This window comes from Streptomyces sp. NPDC001617, assembly GCF_053596855.1.
The window spans coordinates 1-17,013 of sequence record NZ_JBSFHA010000072.1 but is presented as its reverse complement, the minus strand read 5'-3'; the positions used below and the strand labels follow the sequence as shown (position 1 = coordinate 17,013).

Genomic DNA, 17,013 nt, shown 5'->3' with positions numbered 1-17,013 from the left:
ATCATTCAGAAACCTCTCATCCAGCGTCCGTACGGTGCGAGGTATGGGAACCACCAAGACTGATGACGAGGCCGTGACCGAGGCCACCGAAGTGAAGCCCGACGAGGAGACGGTGGACGCCACCGCAGCCGAGACCGAGGAGGAGGCGTCCGTCGAGGCCGACCTTGTCGAGAACGGCTCCGAGGGCGACGAGGAGGGCCCCACCGGCGTCGGGCAGGGCGCGGGTGCGATCGTCTCAGCCGCGCTCGGGTTCGTCTCGCTCAGCGGCAGCTGGGTCGGCACCATCGCGTCCGCACGCCAGGAGCTGAAGGGCCAGCTTCAGGCGCAGACCTCGTCGTCCTCCAGCGTTGCCAAGCTGCTCGACCAGGGGTACTACCAGGCGTGGCACGCCACCGCGCTGTGGGCCGGCGTGTTCGCGCTGCTCGCCCTGATCGCCGGCGTCGTCGTCCTGATCCGTCCCGCGTTCGGCGCCCCCGGGAAGCCGCAGCCCGTCTGGATCAAGTCCGTCGCCTGGGGCGGTGTCGCACTCGGTGTCATCGGTCTGCTCCTGGCCGTCCTCAAGTACACCGACGCCCTGCTCGGAGCGGTCTCCGCGAGCTGAATCACCGCAGGTCCTGAGGGGTCTTAGGGCATCCGCAAGCACCTTACGGAGCCCCTGAGGCCCCTCACGTGCGTCTAAGGCCCCCGGCGCCGCCGAAGATGCGGAACTCTCCCGATGTGGCGCACCCCCCTTGGAGACGAAGGTTGAGGCATCGCAGAAAGCGAGCCCACCGAACCGCCTCTCACAAGGGACACACCATGTACGAGTTCGAGATCTCCCAGATCCGCTCCGCCGAACTGATCCGCCGGGCCGACCAGGAACGCCTGGCCCGCGAGGTCACCCGAGAGCGCCGCGCCGCCCGCCGCGAGGCCCGCCACGCAGCGGAGAACGAACCGCATAGTTTCAGCCTCCGCCGACTGCGGTCACGCGCGGCGTGACGATGGGGGCGGCACCGCTCGACGCCGGTCCGGACAACTCGGCCCGTCCTGCGTTTGAGGACGAGGCCCCTTCAGGGCCGAAGCGGGGGCCTGGGGGCGGCAGCCCCCAGAAGACGGTCACCCCCACACCGCTCACGCCGAAAACCGCTGCCCTCACCTCCGCGGCACATGCGATGCTCGGCCCCGTGGAGACCAGGTCCGTCAGCCCCGTGTTCGTCGGTCGAGCCGAAGAGTTGGACACGCTGAACGACGCGCTCGCCCGTGCCGCCGCGGGCGAGCCGCAGGCGTTGCTCATCGGCGGTGAGGCCGGCGTCGGCAAGACGCGGCTCGTCGAGGAGTTCGCCACGGCCGCCTGTCGGCAGGGCGCCGTCGTCGCGCTCGGCGGCTGCGTCGAGATCGGCGCCGACGGCCTGCCCTTCGCCCCGTTCTCCACCGCCCTGCGCGCCCTGCGCCGCGAACTGCCCGAGGACCTCGCCGCCGCTGCGGCCGGACAGGAGGAAGAACTCGCCCGGCTGCTCCCCGAGTTGGGCGAGGCCACGGGAGGCGGCCGGCACGACGAGGAGGGCATGGCCCGCCTCTTCGAACTCACCGCCCGCGTCCTGGAGCGCGTCGCCGCCGACCGCACCGTCGTCGTCGCCCTGGAGGACCTCCACTGGGCCGACGCCTCCACCCGCCACCTCCTCGCCTACCTCTTCCGCACCCTGCGCTCCGGCCGCCTCGTCGTCCTCGCCACCTACCGCGCCGACGACATCCACCGCCGCCACCCGCTGCGCCCCCTCCTCGCCGAACTCGACCGCCTGCGCACGGTCCGCCGCGTCGAGCTCGCCCGCTTCAACCGCGAGGAGGTCGGCCGCCAGATAGCCGGCATCCTCGCCACCGAACCCGACCCCTCCCAGATCGACGACATCTTCGAACGCTCCGACGGCAACGCCTTCTTCGTCGAGGAACTCGCCGTCTGCGACAGCCGCGGCTGCTTCTCCGGCCTCACCGACTCCCTCCGCGACCTGCTCCTGGTCCGCGTCGAGGGGATGCCCGAGATCGCCCAGCGCGTCGCCCGGATCGTCGCCGAGGGGGGCTCCACCGTCGAGTACCGGCTGCTCGCCGCCGTCGCCCGGCTCGCCGAGGACGACCTCATCGAGGCCCTGCGGGCCGCCGTGAACGCCAACATCCTGCTCGCCACCCCCGAAGGCGACGGCTACCGCTTCCGCCACTCCCTGGTCCGCGAGGCCGTCAGCGACGACCTGCTCCCCGGCGAGCGCTCCCGCCTCAACCGCCGCTACGCCGAGGCCCTGGAGGCCGACCCCACGCTCGTCCCCGCCGACGAACGTGTCATGCGCCTGGCCAGCTACTGGTACCACGCCCACCACCCGGCAAAAGCCCTCCCCGCCGTCCTGGACGCCTCCGTCGAGGCCCGCTGCCGCCACGCCTACAGCGAGCAACTGCGGCTCCTGGAGCGGGCGATGGAGCTGTGGGACACGGCCCCGGACGCCGTACGGGACGAACTGCGCCCCATCGACTACACCGAGGTCTACCCTCCCTGCGGCTGCGACCCGGCCACCACACCCCTGCGCTACCTCGACCTGATGGCCGAGGCGGCCGTCGCCGGGCGGCTGTCCGGCGAGCGCGAACGCGCCCTGAAGATCACCAAGCGGGCGCTGCACCTCCTGGAGGACGACGGCGACCCGTTGCGCGCCGCCTGGTTCTGGGTCCAGCGCTCCCGGCTCGTGCAGGCACAGGGCCGCGGCGACGGCTGGAAGGAACTCGCCACAGCCCAGGACCTGGTCCGCGGCCTGCCGCCCTCCGAGGTGCACGCCGAGGTCCTCACCACCGTCGCCGGCTGGTCCATGCTCCACGAGCCCGGCCCCGACGCCCTCTCGGCCGCCGAACGCGCCGTCGAGTACGCGCGCATGGTCGGCGCCCGCGAGATCGAACTCAACGCCCGCCTCACCCTCGGCGGCCTCATGGTCGACGCCGGCTCGACCGATGCGGGCCTCGCCGAGATGCGGGAGGTCAAGGACCGGGCCATCGAGGAGGGCGTCGCCTACGTCGCCGGCCGTGCCTACGTCAATCTGCCCTCCGAACTCGACGCGGTCGGCCGCACCCGCGAGGCCGTGCCCCTCCTGGAGGAAGGCCTCGCCTATGCCAGGAAGTTCGGCCAGCGGGACTCCGAGGCCTGGGTGTGCGCCAATCTCTCGGAGAGCCTGTACGCCCTGGGCCGCTGGGACGAGGCCGCCGACGCCGCCGCGAGCGCCCTGCGCGTGAGCCACGGTGCCAAGCCCCGGGGCGGTGGCGCCATGTGTCTGGCCCACATCGCCCTCGGCCGTGGCGACCTGCCCGAGGCGTCCCGTCAACTGGCCGCCGCCCGTGGCCACTTGGGCACCCACGACCCCATGCCCCAAGAGACCCTCCTCCTCTCCCATATCGAGATCGGCGTCGCGGCCGGCGAGGGCCGCCTCCTCGACGCCCGCACCGAACTCGCCCGCGTCCTGGACACCGACATGTCGCCCGGCACCCAGCGCTACGGCTGGCCCCTGCTCCTCGCCGCCGCCACCGCCGAGGCCGACGCCCGCGCCCTGCCCACCGCCGGCCAGGGCCGCACCGCCGTTCTCGAACGGCTCCTGGACGCCGCCAAGCAGACCACCACCGGCGTCCCCGTCTGGCTCGCCCACGAGAAGTGGGTCCGCGCCGAGCTCGCCCGCGCCGAGGGCAGGGACACCGCCGACATCTGGTCGGATGTGGTCACCGCCTTCGAGTGCCTGGACCGCCCCTACGACCTCGCCCGCGTCCGCCACCGCCTCGCCGAGGCCCTCCTGGGAGCCGGCGGGGACGACGAGCGCGACCGCGCCACGGAGCTGCTGCGGCTCGCCCACGCCGTCGCCGCGCAGCTCGGTGCCCGCCCGCTCGCCGAGGCCGTGACCCTGCTCGCCCAGCGCGCCCGCCTGATCCTGAACCGTGTCCCGGACCGGCGCTCCGCCGACCCCGTCGAGGCCCTCGGCCTCACCACCCGCGAACGCGACGTCCTGCGCCTGGTCGCCGCAGGCCGCACCAACCGCCAGATCGCCGAGGAGCTCTTCATCTCCCCGAAAACCGCCAGCGTCCATGTGTCGAACATTCTGGCCAAGCTCGGCGTCTCAGGAAGGGGAGAGGCGGCGGCGGTGGCGCATCGGCTGGGGCTGTTCCCGGCCGACACCCTCGACTCGACCAGGTGAGGCACCGAACAGGGAGGCAGGCACCGTGTTCAACGCGTTCGAGGAGCTGTTCGCACCCGGCCGCAAGCACACCCACGACGAGCAGAAGCGACTGGAGCTGACCCGCGAGGACGTCGGCGACAACGACCCCGGACGCGGACCGATCGACCTCGAGTCCGGGCAGGTCGTCATCCGGCCGCCGAAGCCGCCGGAACCGGAGGGATCCCGGGAAACCGAGGAAGCCCGGGAGCCCGAAGAACCCCAGACGCCCGAGGAACCGGAGCAGTAGGGTTCGCCGTCGCCCCTACTTCACCTCCAGCTCCAGAATCCGGTCGTCCCCGCTCTTCGGCGTGCCCCTGCCGTCCGTGTTGCTGGTCGTCAGCCACAGCTTGTCGCCGCCCGCCGAGACCACCGTGCGCAGGCGGCCGTACGTGCCGGTGAGGAAGGCCTGCGGGGCCGCCGAGGCCTCGGTGCCCTTCAGGGGTATGCGCCACAGGCGCCGGCCCTTCAGCGAGGCCATCCATATCGAGCCCTCGGCATAGGCGATGCCGCTGGGGGAGGCGTCGTCGGTGTGCCACTGGGCTATCGGGTTGTGGTACTTGGGGTTGGAGGACCTGCCCTCGGCGTCCGGCCAGCCGTAGTCGTCGCCCGGCTTGATCGCGTTGAGCTCGTCCCAGGTGTCCTGGCCGAACTCCGAGGCGAACAGGCGCTGTTTGGAGTCCCAGGCCAGGCCCTGCACATTGCGGTGGCCGTAGGTGTAGACGGGGGAGTTGGGGAACGGGTTGCCCGGGGCCGGGTCGCCCTCCGGGGTCAGACGGAGGATCTTGCCGCCCAGGGACTTCTTGTCCTGGGCCAGCCCGCGGTTGCCGCTCTCGCCGGTGCCCGCGTACAGCATCCCGTCCGGGCCGAAGGCGATCCGGCCGCCGTTGTGGATATAGCCCTTGGGGATGCCCTTGAAGATCGTGTCCGGTGCGCCCAGCTGCTCGCCCGCCGGCTTCTCGGCGTCGTACAGCATCCGCACGATGCGGTTGTCCGAGGCCGAGGTGAAGTACGCGTAGATCATGTGGTCCGAGGCGTAGTCCCGGGAGAGGGCGATGCCGAGGAGGCCGCCCTCGCCGGCCGGGGAGACGCCGGACACCTTGCCCAGCTCGGTTTTCTTGCCCGTCCTCGCGTCGACCTCGGTGATGGTCCCCTCGTCGCGGGAGGCGACGAGGAGGGCGCTGTCGTCGGGGAGCGGGGCCAGACCCCAGGGTGTGGTCAGGCCCGTGGTGACCGTGCGCAGCACCTTGACCGAGCCCTTGGCGGGCGGGGCCTGCTCGGCCGCTTGTCGCGACGGGGACGAACTCGCGGGCGTCGAGCCCGGTGTCGTACTGCCGCCGCCCGACGATGCACCTCCACTCCCGCCGCCGGAGCAGCCGGCCGTGAGCAGGAGCGCGGTCGCGGCCAGTACGGCCGGCACAGCTCGTCGTAGCACGATCTTGGTCCTTTCGGCGCGGCGGTCCAACGGCAGGTTCTCCTTCTCATACACCGCTCGCGCCCTCCAGGTTCCCGATCAGTCGACCCGGAATCCCCGGCGTCGCGGCGTCCTCCGCGCTCTCGGTCCCGCGCCGGCGAGTCCGGCCGCGGAACCGCCGTTCCTCAGTCCCACGATCCCTGCGCCCCCGGCAACTCCGCCACCTCGGCGAGATCCTGCGACGTCAGCCGGAGGTCGGCCGCCGCCGCGTTCTCCGCCGCCCACCGTTCCTGCTTGGTGCCCGGGACCGGGACCACGTGCCGGCCCTGGGCCAGGATCCAGGCCAGGGCCACCTGGGCCGGGGTGACCTCGGCGCCGTGCCGGGAGGCGATGCGGCGCAGACCGGAGACGATCGGCTGGTTGGCGGCCATCATCTCGGCGGTGAAGCGGGGGTGGCGGGCGCGGACGTCGTCCGGTTCGAAGCCCTCGCCGGGGGTGAGGGTGCCGGTGAGGAAGCCGTTGCCGAGCGGCATCGCGGCCAGGAAGCCGACGTCACGGGCCTCGCACCACGGCAGTAGCGACTCCAGGGCCTCCGGGGACCAGACCGACAGCTCGGCCTCCACCGCGCTCACCGGGAACACCTGCTGGACCCGCTGGAGCTGTTTGATCGTCGCGTCGTGCAGACGGCCTCCGGAGCGGCGGCCGCCGCGCGCGCCGATCGCGCACAGGCCCAACGCCCGTACCTTTCCGGCCTGGACGAGCTCCGCCATCGCGCCCCACGTCTCCTCGACCGGGACCTCCGGGTCGGCGCGGTGCAGCTGGTAGAGGTCGATGACGTCCGTCTGCAGGCGGCGCAGGGACGCGTCACAGGCGCGCTTCACATAGCCGGGGCGGCCGTTGGCCACGACGTGCTGTTCGCCCACCAGCAGGCCGACCTTCGTCGACACGAAGGCGTCCTCGCGCCGCTCCTTCAACACCCGCCCCACCAGCAGCTCGTTGGTGAAGGGGCCGTACATGTCGGCCGTGTCCAGGAGGGTCGCGCCCGCGTCCAGCGCCCGGTGCACCGCCCTGACCGACTCGTCGCCCCGCTGCCGCGACCCACTGTAGGCCCAGCTCATCGGCATGCACCCGAGGCCGACGGCCCCCACCGCGAGTGCTCTCGCGCCGATCGTCCTGCGCTCCACCTGCCCGTGACCCTCCCTCTGCCGAGCCCCCAACCTAACCTCTGCGCCCTCACCTGCCTGACATAGCCTCCTGTCATGACTGCTGACGTGTGGCTTCCGATTCCGCCGGCCGAGATCGAGGACCTCCCCGAGGGCCCGAACTACCGCTTCTGGAACGGCGAGGAGGACTTCCCCGCCGACCCGGCCGACTGCGTCTTCTACGTCGTCCCCTACATGCGGCCCACCGAGGTCGTCGTACGACCGCTGCCCGAGCTGAGCTCCGTGGAGGTCGTGCAGACACTGTCGGCGGGCATCGACGTCCTGCTGCCGGGGCTGCCGCGGCTGCGGCCCGGCGTACAGGTCTGCAACGCGCGCGGGGTCCACGAGGCGAGCACCGCCGAGCTCGCGCTCACGCTGATCCTCGCGTCCCTGCGCGGGATTCCCGACTTCGTACGGGGGCAGGAGCGCGGGGAGTGGCTCAGCGGGTTCCGGCCCGCGCTGGCCGACAAGAACGTGCTCATCGTGGGCTACGGGGCGATCGGATCGGCGATCGAGGACCGGCTCGTTCCGTTCGAGGTCGCGCGGGTGGCGCGGGTCGCACGCTCCGCGCGCACTACGGAGCGCGGGCCCGTGCACCCGCTCACCGACCTGCCCGAACTGCTCCCCGAAGCCGACGTCGTCGTCCTCATCACGCCCCTCACCGAGACCACCCGCGGTCTCGCCGGCGCCGACTTCCTCGCCCGCATGAAGGACGGCGCGCTCCTGGTCAACGTCTCGCGCGGACCCGTCGTCGACACCAAGGCGCTGCTCGCCGAGCTGGAGAACGGCCGAATCACCGCCGCCCTGGACGTGACCGACCCCGAGCCGCTGCCCGCCGAACACCCCTTGTGGCGCGCGCCCGGCGTGCTCATCAGCCCCCATGTCGGTGGCCCCACATCCGCTTTCCGGCCCCGGGCGGAGCGACTCCTGGTAAGCCAGCTGACACGTTTCGTGAACCAGGAGCCCCTGCGGAACGTGATCCTTAGGACAGGCGCAACAGGCGCGTGACCCCGACGACCTGAGCGTCCCGCGCGCGACCCGCGCGACCGGCGCAACAGGCGTGCAGTCCGTTTCCGGCACCCTCCGCAACCTCTCGGACGCGGTGCGTGCCCGTAACGCCGCTGGTCGTCACGGAGCGTAGAGGAACTATGTCCCTGAGTGACGAGACTGGTGTATCGTCCCGACAGGGGCTGCGCCGCGCACCATTCGGCGCCGGGGATGGACATTCCAGACTGTGAGGGGGGCGACGGGCGATGCACGGCCTATGGACGAGCGATCCGACGCGGCGGAGCCGCCGACGACGGCGACTCTGGCGTTCGGCCACGCGCAGACGCGGTCACCACGGCAGCCACGGCTGCCGGCACAGCCACCACCACCGCAGGCACAGCAGCCACAGGGGGCATGCGCACCCAGCGCACCGGGACCCGCACGACGCGGGAGCGGCGCGGACCGGGAGGGCCCGGTGACTTCGCCGCCGCCTGTCACGACCACCCTCGACGGAGTGCTGCGACCACAGCCTTCGCGGGGGGCGCTGCTGCCCCGTCCGCCGTCCATCGGCGGCCGGGCCGGCCTGGTCCACCAACTGGTCCTGGCCCTGATCTGCGCGGGATACGCCGTCGGTTCCGCGCTCGGTTGGGGTTCGGTCGAACTCGCCGACATCATGGGCGACTTCGGGCTGAGCGCGGCCGCGGCCGCGGCCGCCGTGTCCTGTTTCCTCTACGCGTACACGCATTGCGTGCGCTTTCGATCCGCCTGGCTGCTGTTCGCCCTCTCCTCGGCGATGGCGGCCCTGGGCAACGCGGTCTGGGGGTGGTACGAGGTCGTGCTGAACGAGCGCGTGCCCACCGTCAGCTACGCCAACCTGTTCTTCGTCGGGTTCGCGCCGCCCGCCATCGTAGGGCTGCTCGTGCTCGCCAAGCGGCCGGTGACCAAGGCCGGTTGGGTCTGTCTGGGCCTGGACGCCTGGCTGATCGGCGGCTCCCTGCTCACGCTCTCCTGGAGCCTCGCGCTCGCCAAGGCGGCCCAGTCCGACGGGCCGGGCGTGGCCCGCACCGCGCTGCTGCTGGCGTACCCGCTGCTGGACATCGCGCTGGTCAGCGTGGTGCTCGCGCTCCACTTCAGGCGCTCGGCGGCCAACCGCGCGGCGATCAACACAGCGATCGGCGCGCTCGCGCTGACGGTGATGTGCGACGCCCTGTTCAACTCGCCCCTGGTGCACAGCAGCTACCAGTCGGGCCAACTGCTCGACGCGGGCTGGTTCGCCGGCTCGCTGCTCCTCGCGTACGCCCCCTGGGCGGCGCCGCGGGGCGGGCAGCAGTCCGGGGAGGACGACGGGCACACGCGCGTGGTCCGCGAACACCTCCCGGGCCGGCGGGACGACACCCCTGCGCACCCCGCACCCCCGCAAGAAGGTGATCACAGCCGGTACCCGGCCGCCCGCCCCATCGCCGGCTCCCTGGCCGCGCTGACGCCGTATCTCGCCGCCGCCGTCTGCACCTTGGGGATCCTGTACAACGTCCTCAACGGCCGCCGCGTCGACAACGTGGTGCTCATCATCGGGGGCACCGTCGTGCTCGCCCTCGTGGTGCGCCAGGGCATCATGCTGCTCGACAACATCACCCTCACCCAGGAACTGGCGCAGAAGGAGAACCACTTCCGCTCCCTGGTGCAGGGCTCCAGCGACGTCATCATGATCGCCGCGCCCAGCGGTGTCCTCCGGTACGTCTCCCCGGCCGCCGCCGGGGTCTACGGACGGTCCGCCGAGGAGCTGGTGGGCACCGAACTGGCCAATCTCATCCACCCGGAGGACCTGGGCTGCGTGGTGCACGAGGTGCGCCGCTTCCTCGCCGCCAGCCCCCAGGACGAACCCACCACCCGCATCGAGTGCCGCTTCCGGTCCGGCGGTGCGGGCACCTCCCGCTCGAGCGAAGCCGAGAGTGGGGGAGGCTGGCTCAACGTCGAGTCCACCGTCAACCGCCACCACGGCGGCCTCATCTTCAACAGCCGGGACGTGACCGAAAGGGTGCGCCTGCAGGCGCAGCTGCAACACAACGCCGAGCACGACCCGCTCACCGACCTGCCCAACCGCGCCCTGTTCACCCAGCGCGTCCAGCAGGCCCTGTCCGGCCGCCGGGCCGCCGACCGGGTGTCCCTGCGCGGGACGGCCGTCCTCTTCATCGACCTCGACGGCTTCAAGGCCGTCAACGACACGATCGGGCACCAGGCCGGGGACGAGCTGCTCGTCCAGGCCGCCCGCAGACTCCAGGACGCGGTCCGGCAGGGGGACACCGCCTCCCGGCTCGGCGGCGACGAGTTCGCGGCCCTGATCGTGGGGGACGGCACCCGTGACCGCTCCGCGCGCGAACGTCACATCCTGGAGCTCGCCGACCGCCTCAGGATCACGCTCTCGCAGCCGTACCTCATCGACGGCAACGATGTCCGGGTGGCCGCCTCCATCGGCGTCGCCTTCGCCGAACCAGGCCTCGGGGCGGGCGAGTTGCTGCGCAACGCCGACCTCGCCATGTACCGCGCCAAGGCGGGCGGCAAGGGCCGCGTCGAGCTGTACGCACCCCAGATGCAGCAGGACGTCGTACGGAAGGCGGAGCTGGCCACGCGGCTGCGTGCCGCACTGCACGACGGCGAGTTCGCCCTGCTGCACCAGCCCGTGGTCTGCCTGGAGAGCGGCCGGATCACCTCGGTCGAGGCCCAGGCGCGGTGGCGCTCCTCGCAGGGGGTGCTGTTCACGCCGGCCGAGTTCCTGCGGGTCGCCGAGGACAGCGACAAGACGCAGGAGCTGGGCCGCTGGATCCTGGAGGAGGCCGTCGAGCAGGCCGCCGAGCGCACCGCCACGGGGCTCGCCGTGCCCGTGGCGGTCCGGATGAGCGCCCGGCGCCTGTTGGACAGGTCGATGCCGCTCGGCTCGATCGAGGCCCTGCTGACCCGGCACGGGCTGCCCTCCGGGGCCCTGCTGATCGAGCTGTCCGACACCGACCCCAAGGTCTCCCTGGACGAGCTGGAGCGGAGACTGTCCGCCCTGCACCGCCTCGGCGTCCGGATCGCCCTGGACGGCTTCGGCAGCGGCCATGCGGCGATCACGGCACTGCGCAGACTCCCCGTCGACGTGTTGAAACTCGACCGCGGTCTGGTCGATGGCGTCGTCGAGTCCGCGCGGCTGCACAAGATCACCAGCGGGCTGCTCAGGATCGCCACCGACCTCGGGCTGCAGTCCGTGGCCGACGGCGTCGACCTGCCGGAACAGGTGGTCGCCCTGCGCGCGATGGGCTGCACGCACGGACAGGGCATGGCCTTCTCCGGGCCGCTGGACGAGTACCGGCTGCGCAGAGCGCTCGGATCCGGCCATTATCCGGTGCCGCACGGGCCGATCGAGCCCGCGTTCGCGGGCGGCGGCTCACCGGTGTACACAAGTGGTGTGCCCGCCGTTCTCGGAGGCGGAACCGCCCTCCGCTCACATAATGAGACTCCCGTCCCACCCACTTGACACGTGGTGCGCGTCGGGGGGAGGGTCAGTGCCATGCGCACCCGAATTCTCGTACTTGGAAAGCGCGTCGGCTGAAGCTGGTGACGTCCGGACGGACCCGGAACTCCCAGCGACCCCACCCGGCGCGCTCCCCTCGCTTGCCTTATGGCACGAGGGGTTTTTTGTTGCACAGGCACCTGCCGAACGGCAACAGAACCCCGCACAAACCTCGCAAAAACCCTCAGCATCGAGAAGAGAATGACGATGACCGAGCAGGCCACCGGGGCTCATCCGCAGCCGCGGCCCCGATCCGGAGGACAGCAGTCCGCCCCCGAGCACGTCACGGGTGCGCAGTCCCTCATCCGCTCGCTCGAGGAGGTCGGGGCCGACACGGTATTCGGCATTCCCGGCGGTGCGATCCTTCCCGCGTACGACCCGATGATGGACTCGACCCGGGTGCGCCACGTCCTGGTCCGGCACGAGCAGGGCGCCGGTCACGCGGCCACGGGTTACGCGCAGGCCACCGGCAAGGTCGGCGTCTGCATGGCGACCTCCGGCCCCGGTGCCACCAACCTGGTGACGCCGATCGCGGACGCGCACATGGACTCGGTGCCGCTCGTGGCGATCACCGGCCAGGTCGCGTCCAAGGCGATCGGCACGGACGCCTTCCAGGAGGCGGACATCGTCGGCATCACGATGCCGATCACCAAGCACAACTTCCTGGTCACCAAGGCGGAGGACATCCCGCGCGTCATCGCGCAGGCCTTCCACATCGCCTCCACCGGCCGCCCGGGCCCGGTCCTGGTCGACATCGCGAAGGACGCGCTGCAGGCGCAGACGACCTTCTCCTGGCCGCCCGTGATGGACCTGCCCGGCTACCGCCCGGTGACCAAGCCGCACGCCAAGCAGATCCGCGAGGCCGCGAAGCTCATCACGGCCGCCAAGCGGCCCGTCCTCTACGTCGGCGGCGGCGTCATCAAGGCGCAGGCCACCGCCGAGCTCAAGGTCCTCGCCGAGCTCACCGGAGCGCCCGTCACCACCACCCTGATGGCGCTCGGCGCATTCCCCGACAGCCACCCGCAGCACGTGGGAATGCCGGGCATGCACGGTGCGGTCACCGCCGTCACCGCGCTGCAGAAGGCCGACCTGATCGTCGCCCTCGGAGCCCGCTTCGACGACCGCGTCACCGGCAAGCTGGACAGCTTCGCCCCGTACGCCAAGATCGTCCACGCCGATGTCGACCCGGCGGAGATCGGCAAGAACCGCGCCGCGGACGTGCCGATCGTCGGTGACGCCCGCGAGGTCATCGCCGACCTGATCCAGGCAGTGCAGAAGGAGCACAGCGAGGGCCACCAGGGCGACTACAGCGCCTGGTGGAAGGACCTCAACCGCTGGCGCGAGACCTACCCGCTGGGCTACGAGCAGCCGGAGAACGGCCAGCTCTCGCCCCAGCAGGTCATCGAGCGCATCGGGCAGCTCGCGCCCGCGGGCACGATCTTCACCGCCGGTGTCGGCCAGCACCAGATGTGGGCCGCGCACTACATCACCTACGACAAGCCCGCCACCTGGCTGAACTCGGGCGGCGCGGGGACCATGGGCTACGCGGTCCCGGCCGCGATGGGCGCCAAGGCCGGCGCCCCGGGCCAGACGGTCTGGGCGATCGACGGTGACGGCTGCTTCCAGATGACCAACCAGGAACTCACCACCTGCGCCCTGAACAACATCCCGATCAAGGTCGCCGTCATCAACAACGGCGCCCTCGGGATGGTCCGCCAGTGGCAGACCCTCTTCTACAACCAGCGGTACTCCAACACCGTGCTGCACTCCGGGCCCGACGACGTCAACCCGGACGCCCGCGGTACCCGCGTCCCCGACTTCGTGAAGCTGTCGGAGGCCATGGGCTGCTACGCGATCCGCTGCGAGTCCCCGGACGACCTCGACAAGGTCATCGAAGAGGCGAACTCCATCAACGACCGCCCGGTCGTCGTCGACTTCATCGTCCACGAGGACGCGATGGTGTGGCCGATGGTCGCCGCCGGCACCTCCAACGACGAGATCATGGCCGCCCGGGACGTCCGCCCCGACTTCGGCGACAACGAAGACGACTGAGCGAGACAGACGCAGAGAGAGACGTAACCGATCATGTCCAAGCACACGCTCTCCGTCCTGGTGGAGAACACCCCGGGCATCCTGGCCCGGATCGCCGCCCTCTTCTCCCGCCGGGGCTTCAACATCGACTCGCTCGCCGTCGGTGTCACCGAGCACCCCGACATCTCCCGCATCACGATCGTCGTCAGCGTGGAGGAGTTCCCGCTGGAGCAGGTGACGAAGCAGCTCAACAAGCTCGTCAACGTGCTGAAGATCGTCGAGTTGGAGCCCACGCAGGCGGTTCAGCGTGAACTCGTTCTGGTGAAGGTGAAGGCCGACAACGAGACGCGCTCCCAGATCGTCGAGATCGTCCAGCTGTTCCGCGCCAAGACCGTCGACGTCTCCCCGGAGGCCGTCACCATCGAGGCCACCGGCAGCAGCGACAAGCTGTCCGCCATGCTGAAGATGCTGGAGCCCTACGGCATCAAGGAGCTCGTCCAGTCCGGCACGATCGCCATCGGCCGCGGCGCCCGCTCCATCACGGACCGCTCGCTGCGCGCGCTCGACCGATCTGCGTGACGCTGTCATACGGGCGGTCGTCGTCGGCCGCCCGTATCGCGAGACCCGAAGACTTCACTTCCGCCCGCCGTCATACGGTGGGACGCACAACCTGCACTCAAGGAGAGAACCCAAAGTGGCCGAGCTGTTCTACGACGCCGACGCCGACCTGTCCATCATCCAGGGCCGCAAGGTCGCGGTCATCGGTTACGGCAGCCAGGGCCACGCCCACGCGCTGTCGCTCCGTGACTCGGGTGTCGACGTGCGTGTCGGTCTGCACGAGGGCTCCAAGTCCAAGGCCAAGGCCGAGGAGCAGGGCCTGCGCGTGGTGACGCCCGCCGAGGCCGCCGCCGAGGCCGACGTCATCATGATCCTCGTCCCGGACCCGATCCAGGCCCAGGTCTACGAGGAGTCCATCGCCCCGAACCTGAACGACGGCGACGCGCTGTTCTTCGGCCACGGCCTGAACATCCGCTTCGACTTCATCAAGCCCCCGGCCGGCGTCGACGTGTGCATGGTCGCCCCCAAGGGCCCGGGTCACCTCGTCCGTCGTCAGTACGAGGAGGGCCGCGGCGTTCCCTGCATCGTGGCCGTCGAGCAGGACGCGACCGGCAACGGCTTCGCGCTGGCCCTGTCGTACGCCAAGGGCATCGGCGGCACCCGCGCCGGCGTCATCAAGACGACCTTCACCGAGGAGACCGAGACCGACCTCTTCGGCGAGCAGGCCGTCCTGTGTGGTGGCACCTCCGCCCTGGTCAAGGCCGGCTTCGAGACCCTGGTCGAGGCGGGCTACCAGCCGGAGATCGCCTACTTCGAGTGCCTCCACGAGCTGAAGCTGATCGTCGACCTCATGTACGAGGGCGGCCTGGAGAAGATGCGCTGGTCCGTCTCCGAGACCGCCGAGTGGGGCGACTACGTCACCGGCCCGCGGATCATCACGGACGCCACCAAGGCCGAGATGAAGAAGGTCCTCGCCGAGATCCAGGACGGCACCTTCGCGCGTGAGTGGATGGCCGAGTACCACGGCGGCCTGAAGAAGTACAACGAGTACAAGACCGCGGACTCCGAGCACCTGCTGGAGACCACCGGCAAGCAGCTGCGCAAGCTGATGAGCTGGGTCGACGAGGAGGCGTGAGCCTCCGGTGACAGGGCCGGAGCGGACCGCTCCGGCCCCGTTGTCCAGCCCGTCGCATCACGGACGGGTGATCCTTCCGCAGAGGCGTAAGACGACCTTCGCCGCGCCACTACACTGCCGTATTACATACGCGTCAGGCCCACAGCGTCGTGCGTCTTCCACGCGGCCAGTACCCTCCACCGCCAGCGGCCGTCGGGACGGCCGTCCGCATTGGACTTGTGAGGACTCACGTGAGCTCGAAACCCGTCGTACTCATCGCTGAAGAGCTGTCGCCCGCGACCGTGGACGCGCTTGGCCCCGACTTCGAGATCCGGCACTGCAACGGAGCGGACCGAGCCGAACTGCTCCCGGCCATCGCCGATGTCGACGCCATCCTGATCCGCTCGGCCACCAAGGTCGACGCCGAGGCCATCGCCGCGGCGAACAAGCTGAAGGTCGTCGCACGAGCCGGCGTCGGCCTGGACAACGTCGACGTCTCCGCCGCCACCAAGGCCGGCGTGATGGTCGTCAACGCCCCCACCTCGAACATCGTGACCGCCGCCGAGCTGGCCTGCGGTCTCCTCGTCGCCACCGCCCGCCACATCCCGCAGGCCAACGCCGCGCTGAAGAACGGCGAGTGGAAGCGCAGCAAGTACACGGGCGTCGAGCTCGCCGAGAAGACCCTTGGTGTCGTCGGTCTCGGGCGGATCGGTGCGCTGGTCGCCCAGCGCATGTCCGGGTTCGGCATGAAGGTCGTCGCCTACGACCCGTACATCCAGCCCGCGCGCGCCGCGCAGATGGGCGTCAAGGTGCTGTCGCTGGACGAGCTGCTCGAGGTCTCCGACTTCATCACCGTCCACCTGCCCAAGACCCCCGAGACCGTCGGCCTCATCGGCGACGAGGCACTGCGCAAGGTCAAGCCGAGCGTGCGCATCGTCAACGCCGCGCGGGGCGGGATCGTCGACGAGGAGGCGCTGTACTCGGCGCTGAAGGAGGGGCGCGTCGCGGGCGCCGGTCTGGACGTGTACGCGAAGGAGCCGTGCACGGACTCGCCGCTGTTCGAGTTCGACCAGGTGGTGGCCACTCCGCACCTGGGCGCCTCGACGGACGAGGCGCAGGAGAAGGCGGGTATCGCGGTCGCCCGCTCGGTGCGGCTGGCTCTCGCGGGTGAGCTCGTGCCCGACGCCGTCAACGTCCAGGGCGGTGTCATCGCCGAGGACGTCAAGCCGGGTCTGCCGCTCGCCGAGCGCCTCGGCCGGATCTTCACCGCGCTCGCCGGGGAGGTCGCGGTCCGCCTCGATGTCGAGGTGTACGGCGAGATCACCCAGCACGACGTGAAGGTGCTGGAGCTGTCCGCCCTCAAGGGTGTCTTCGAGGACGTCGTCGCCGAGACGGTCTCCTACGTCAACGCCCCGCTGTTCGCCCAGGAGCGCGGCGTCGAGGTGCGGCTGACGACCAGCTCGGAGGCGACCGACCACCGTAACGTCGTGACGGTGCGCGGCACGCTGGGCAACGGCGAGGAGGTGTCGGTCTCCGGCACGCTCGCCGGGCCCAAGCACCTGCAGAAGATCGTCGCGGTGGGCGAGTACGACGTCGATCTCGCGCTGGCCGACCACATGGTCGTCCTCAAGTACGAGGACCGTCCGGGCGTCGTCGGCACGGTGGGCCGTATCTTCGGTGAGGCCGGGATCAACATCGCCGGCATGCAGGTGTCGCGCGCGGTCGCCGGTGGCGAGGCGCTCGCGGTTCTCACGGTGGACGACACGGTGTCGCAGGCGGTGCTGACGGAGGTGGCCGAGGAGATCGGCGCGACGTCGGCTCGTTCCGTGAACCTGGTCTGAGGTTGCCGTCGTCTGGGGGCCTGGACGGCGTTGTCACCATCCATGACCCGGACGGCCGTTCCCTTGCGCCCGTCGGCCGTGGCGAAGATATTTTCCCCGAGGACGCGGGAGACA

The 17,013-nt window shown here is 70.9% G+C and carries 12 protein-coding genes; 10 read left to right on the top strand and 2 right to left on the bottom strand.

The window, feature by feature from the left end:
* Nucleotides 1-43 precede the first annotated feature (43 nt).
* The 4 genes from ACWC09_RS38595 (at nucleotide 44) to ACWC09_RS38580 (ending at nucleotide 4,455) form a co-directional block, all read left to right on the top strand.
* Nucleotides 44-601, top strand: coding sequence for a hypothetical protein (locus ACWC09_RS38595; protein ID WP_450855711.1), 558 nt, complete (start codon nucleotides 44-46; stop codon nucleotides 599-601).
* 197 nt (nucleotides 602-798) lie between these two features.
* Nucleotides 799-978, top strand: coding sequence for a hypothetical protein (locus tag ACWC09_RS38590; RefSeq protein ID WP_450855710.1), 180 nt, complete (start codon nucleotides 799-801; stop codon nucleotides 976-978).
* Between the two features lie 173 nt (nucleotides 979-1,151).
* Entirely contained in the window at nucleotides 1,152-4,187 is a 3,036-nt protein-coding gene (locus tag ACWC09_RS38585; RefSeq protein ID WP_450855709.1) for a helix-turn-helix transcriptional regulator, read from the top strand.
* A 25-nt stretch (nucleotides 4,188-4,212) separates the two neighbouring features.
* Nucleotides 4,213-4,455, top strand: coding sequence for a DUF6191 domain-containing protein (locus tag ACWC09_RS38580; RefSeq protein ID WP_450855708.1), 243 nt, complete (start codon nucleotides 4,213-4,215; stop codon nucleotides 4,453-4,455).
* A 15-nt stretch (nucleotides 4,456-4,470) separates the two neighbouring features.
* Here the strand turns inward: ACWC09_RS38580 and ACWC09_RS38575 are convergent, their stop codons facing one another.
* Complete coding sequence (locus ACWC09_RS38575) at nucleotides 4,471-5,625, bottom strand: PQQ-dependent sugar dehydrogenase (RefSeq protein ID WP_450855742.1); 1,155 nt, start codon at nucleotides 5,623-5,625, stop codon at nucleotides 4,471-4,473.
* A 179-nt stretch (nucleotides 5,626-5,804) separates the two neighbouring features.
* Nucleotides 5,805-6,803 (bottom strand): aldo/keto reductase, encoded by a 999-nt coding sequence (locus ACWC09_RS38570; protein WP_450855707.1) that lies wholly within the window; start codon nucleotides 6,801-6,803, stop codon nucleotides 5,805-5,807.
* A 75-nt stretch (nucleotides 6,804-6,878) separates the two neighbouring features.
* On the opposite strand from ACWC09_RS38570, the gene ACWC09_RS38565 reads away from it, so the two are divergent.
* The 6 genes from ACWC09_RS38565 (at nucleotide 6,879) to serA (ending at nucleotide 16,899) form a co-directional block, all read left to right on the top strand.
* On the top strand, nucleotides 6,879-7,829 hold the full coding sequence (locus ACWC09_RS38565) for a 2-hydroxyacid dehydrogenase (protein ID WP_450855706.1): 951 nt from the start codon (nucleotides 6,879-6,881) through the stop codon (nucleotides 7,827-7,829).
* Between the two features lie 454 nt (nucleotides 7,830-8,283).
* Entirely contained in the window at nucleotides 8,284-11,319 is a 3,036-nt protein-coding gene (locus ACWC09_RS38560; RefSeq protein WP_450855705.1) for a putative bifunctional diguanylate cyclase/phosphodiesterase, read from the top strand.
* A 243-nt stretch (nucleotides 11,320-11,562) separates the two neighbouring features.
* Complete coding sequence (locus ACWC09_RS38555) at nucleotides 11,563-13,407, top strand: acetolactate synthase large subunit (protein ID WP_450855704.1); 1,845 nt, start codon at nucleotides 11,563-11,565, stop codon at nucleotides 13,405-13,407.
* A gap of 33 nt (nucleotides 13,408-13,440) precedes the next feature.
* Nucleotides 13,441-13,965, top strand: a complete 525-nt coding sequence (gene ilvN / locus ACWC09_RS38550; protein WP_356351598.1) for an acetolactate synthase small subunit — start codon at nucleotides 13,441-13,443, stop codon at nucleotides 13,963-13,965.
* 115 nt (nucleotides 13,966-14,080) lie between these two features.
* Nucleotides 14,081-15,079: a ketol-acid reductoisomerase gene (gene ilvC, locus ACWC09_RS38545; RefSeq protein WP_450855703.1), complete on the top strand. Its 999-nt coding sequence runs from the start codon at nucleotides 14,081-14,083 to the stop codon at nucleotides 15,077-15,079.
* A gap of 230 nt (nucleotides 15,080-15,309) precedes the next feature.
* Entirely contained in the window at nucleotides 15,310-16,899 is a 1,590-nt protein-coding gene (gene serA / locus ACWC09_RS38540; protein WP_450855702.1) for a phosphoglycerate dehydrogenase, read from the top strand.
* Nucleotides 16,900-17,013 lie beyond the last annotated feature (114 nt).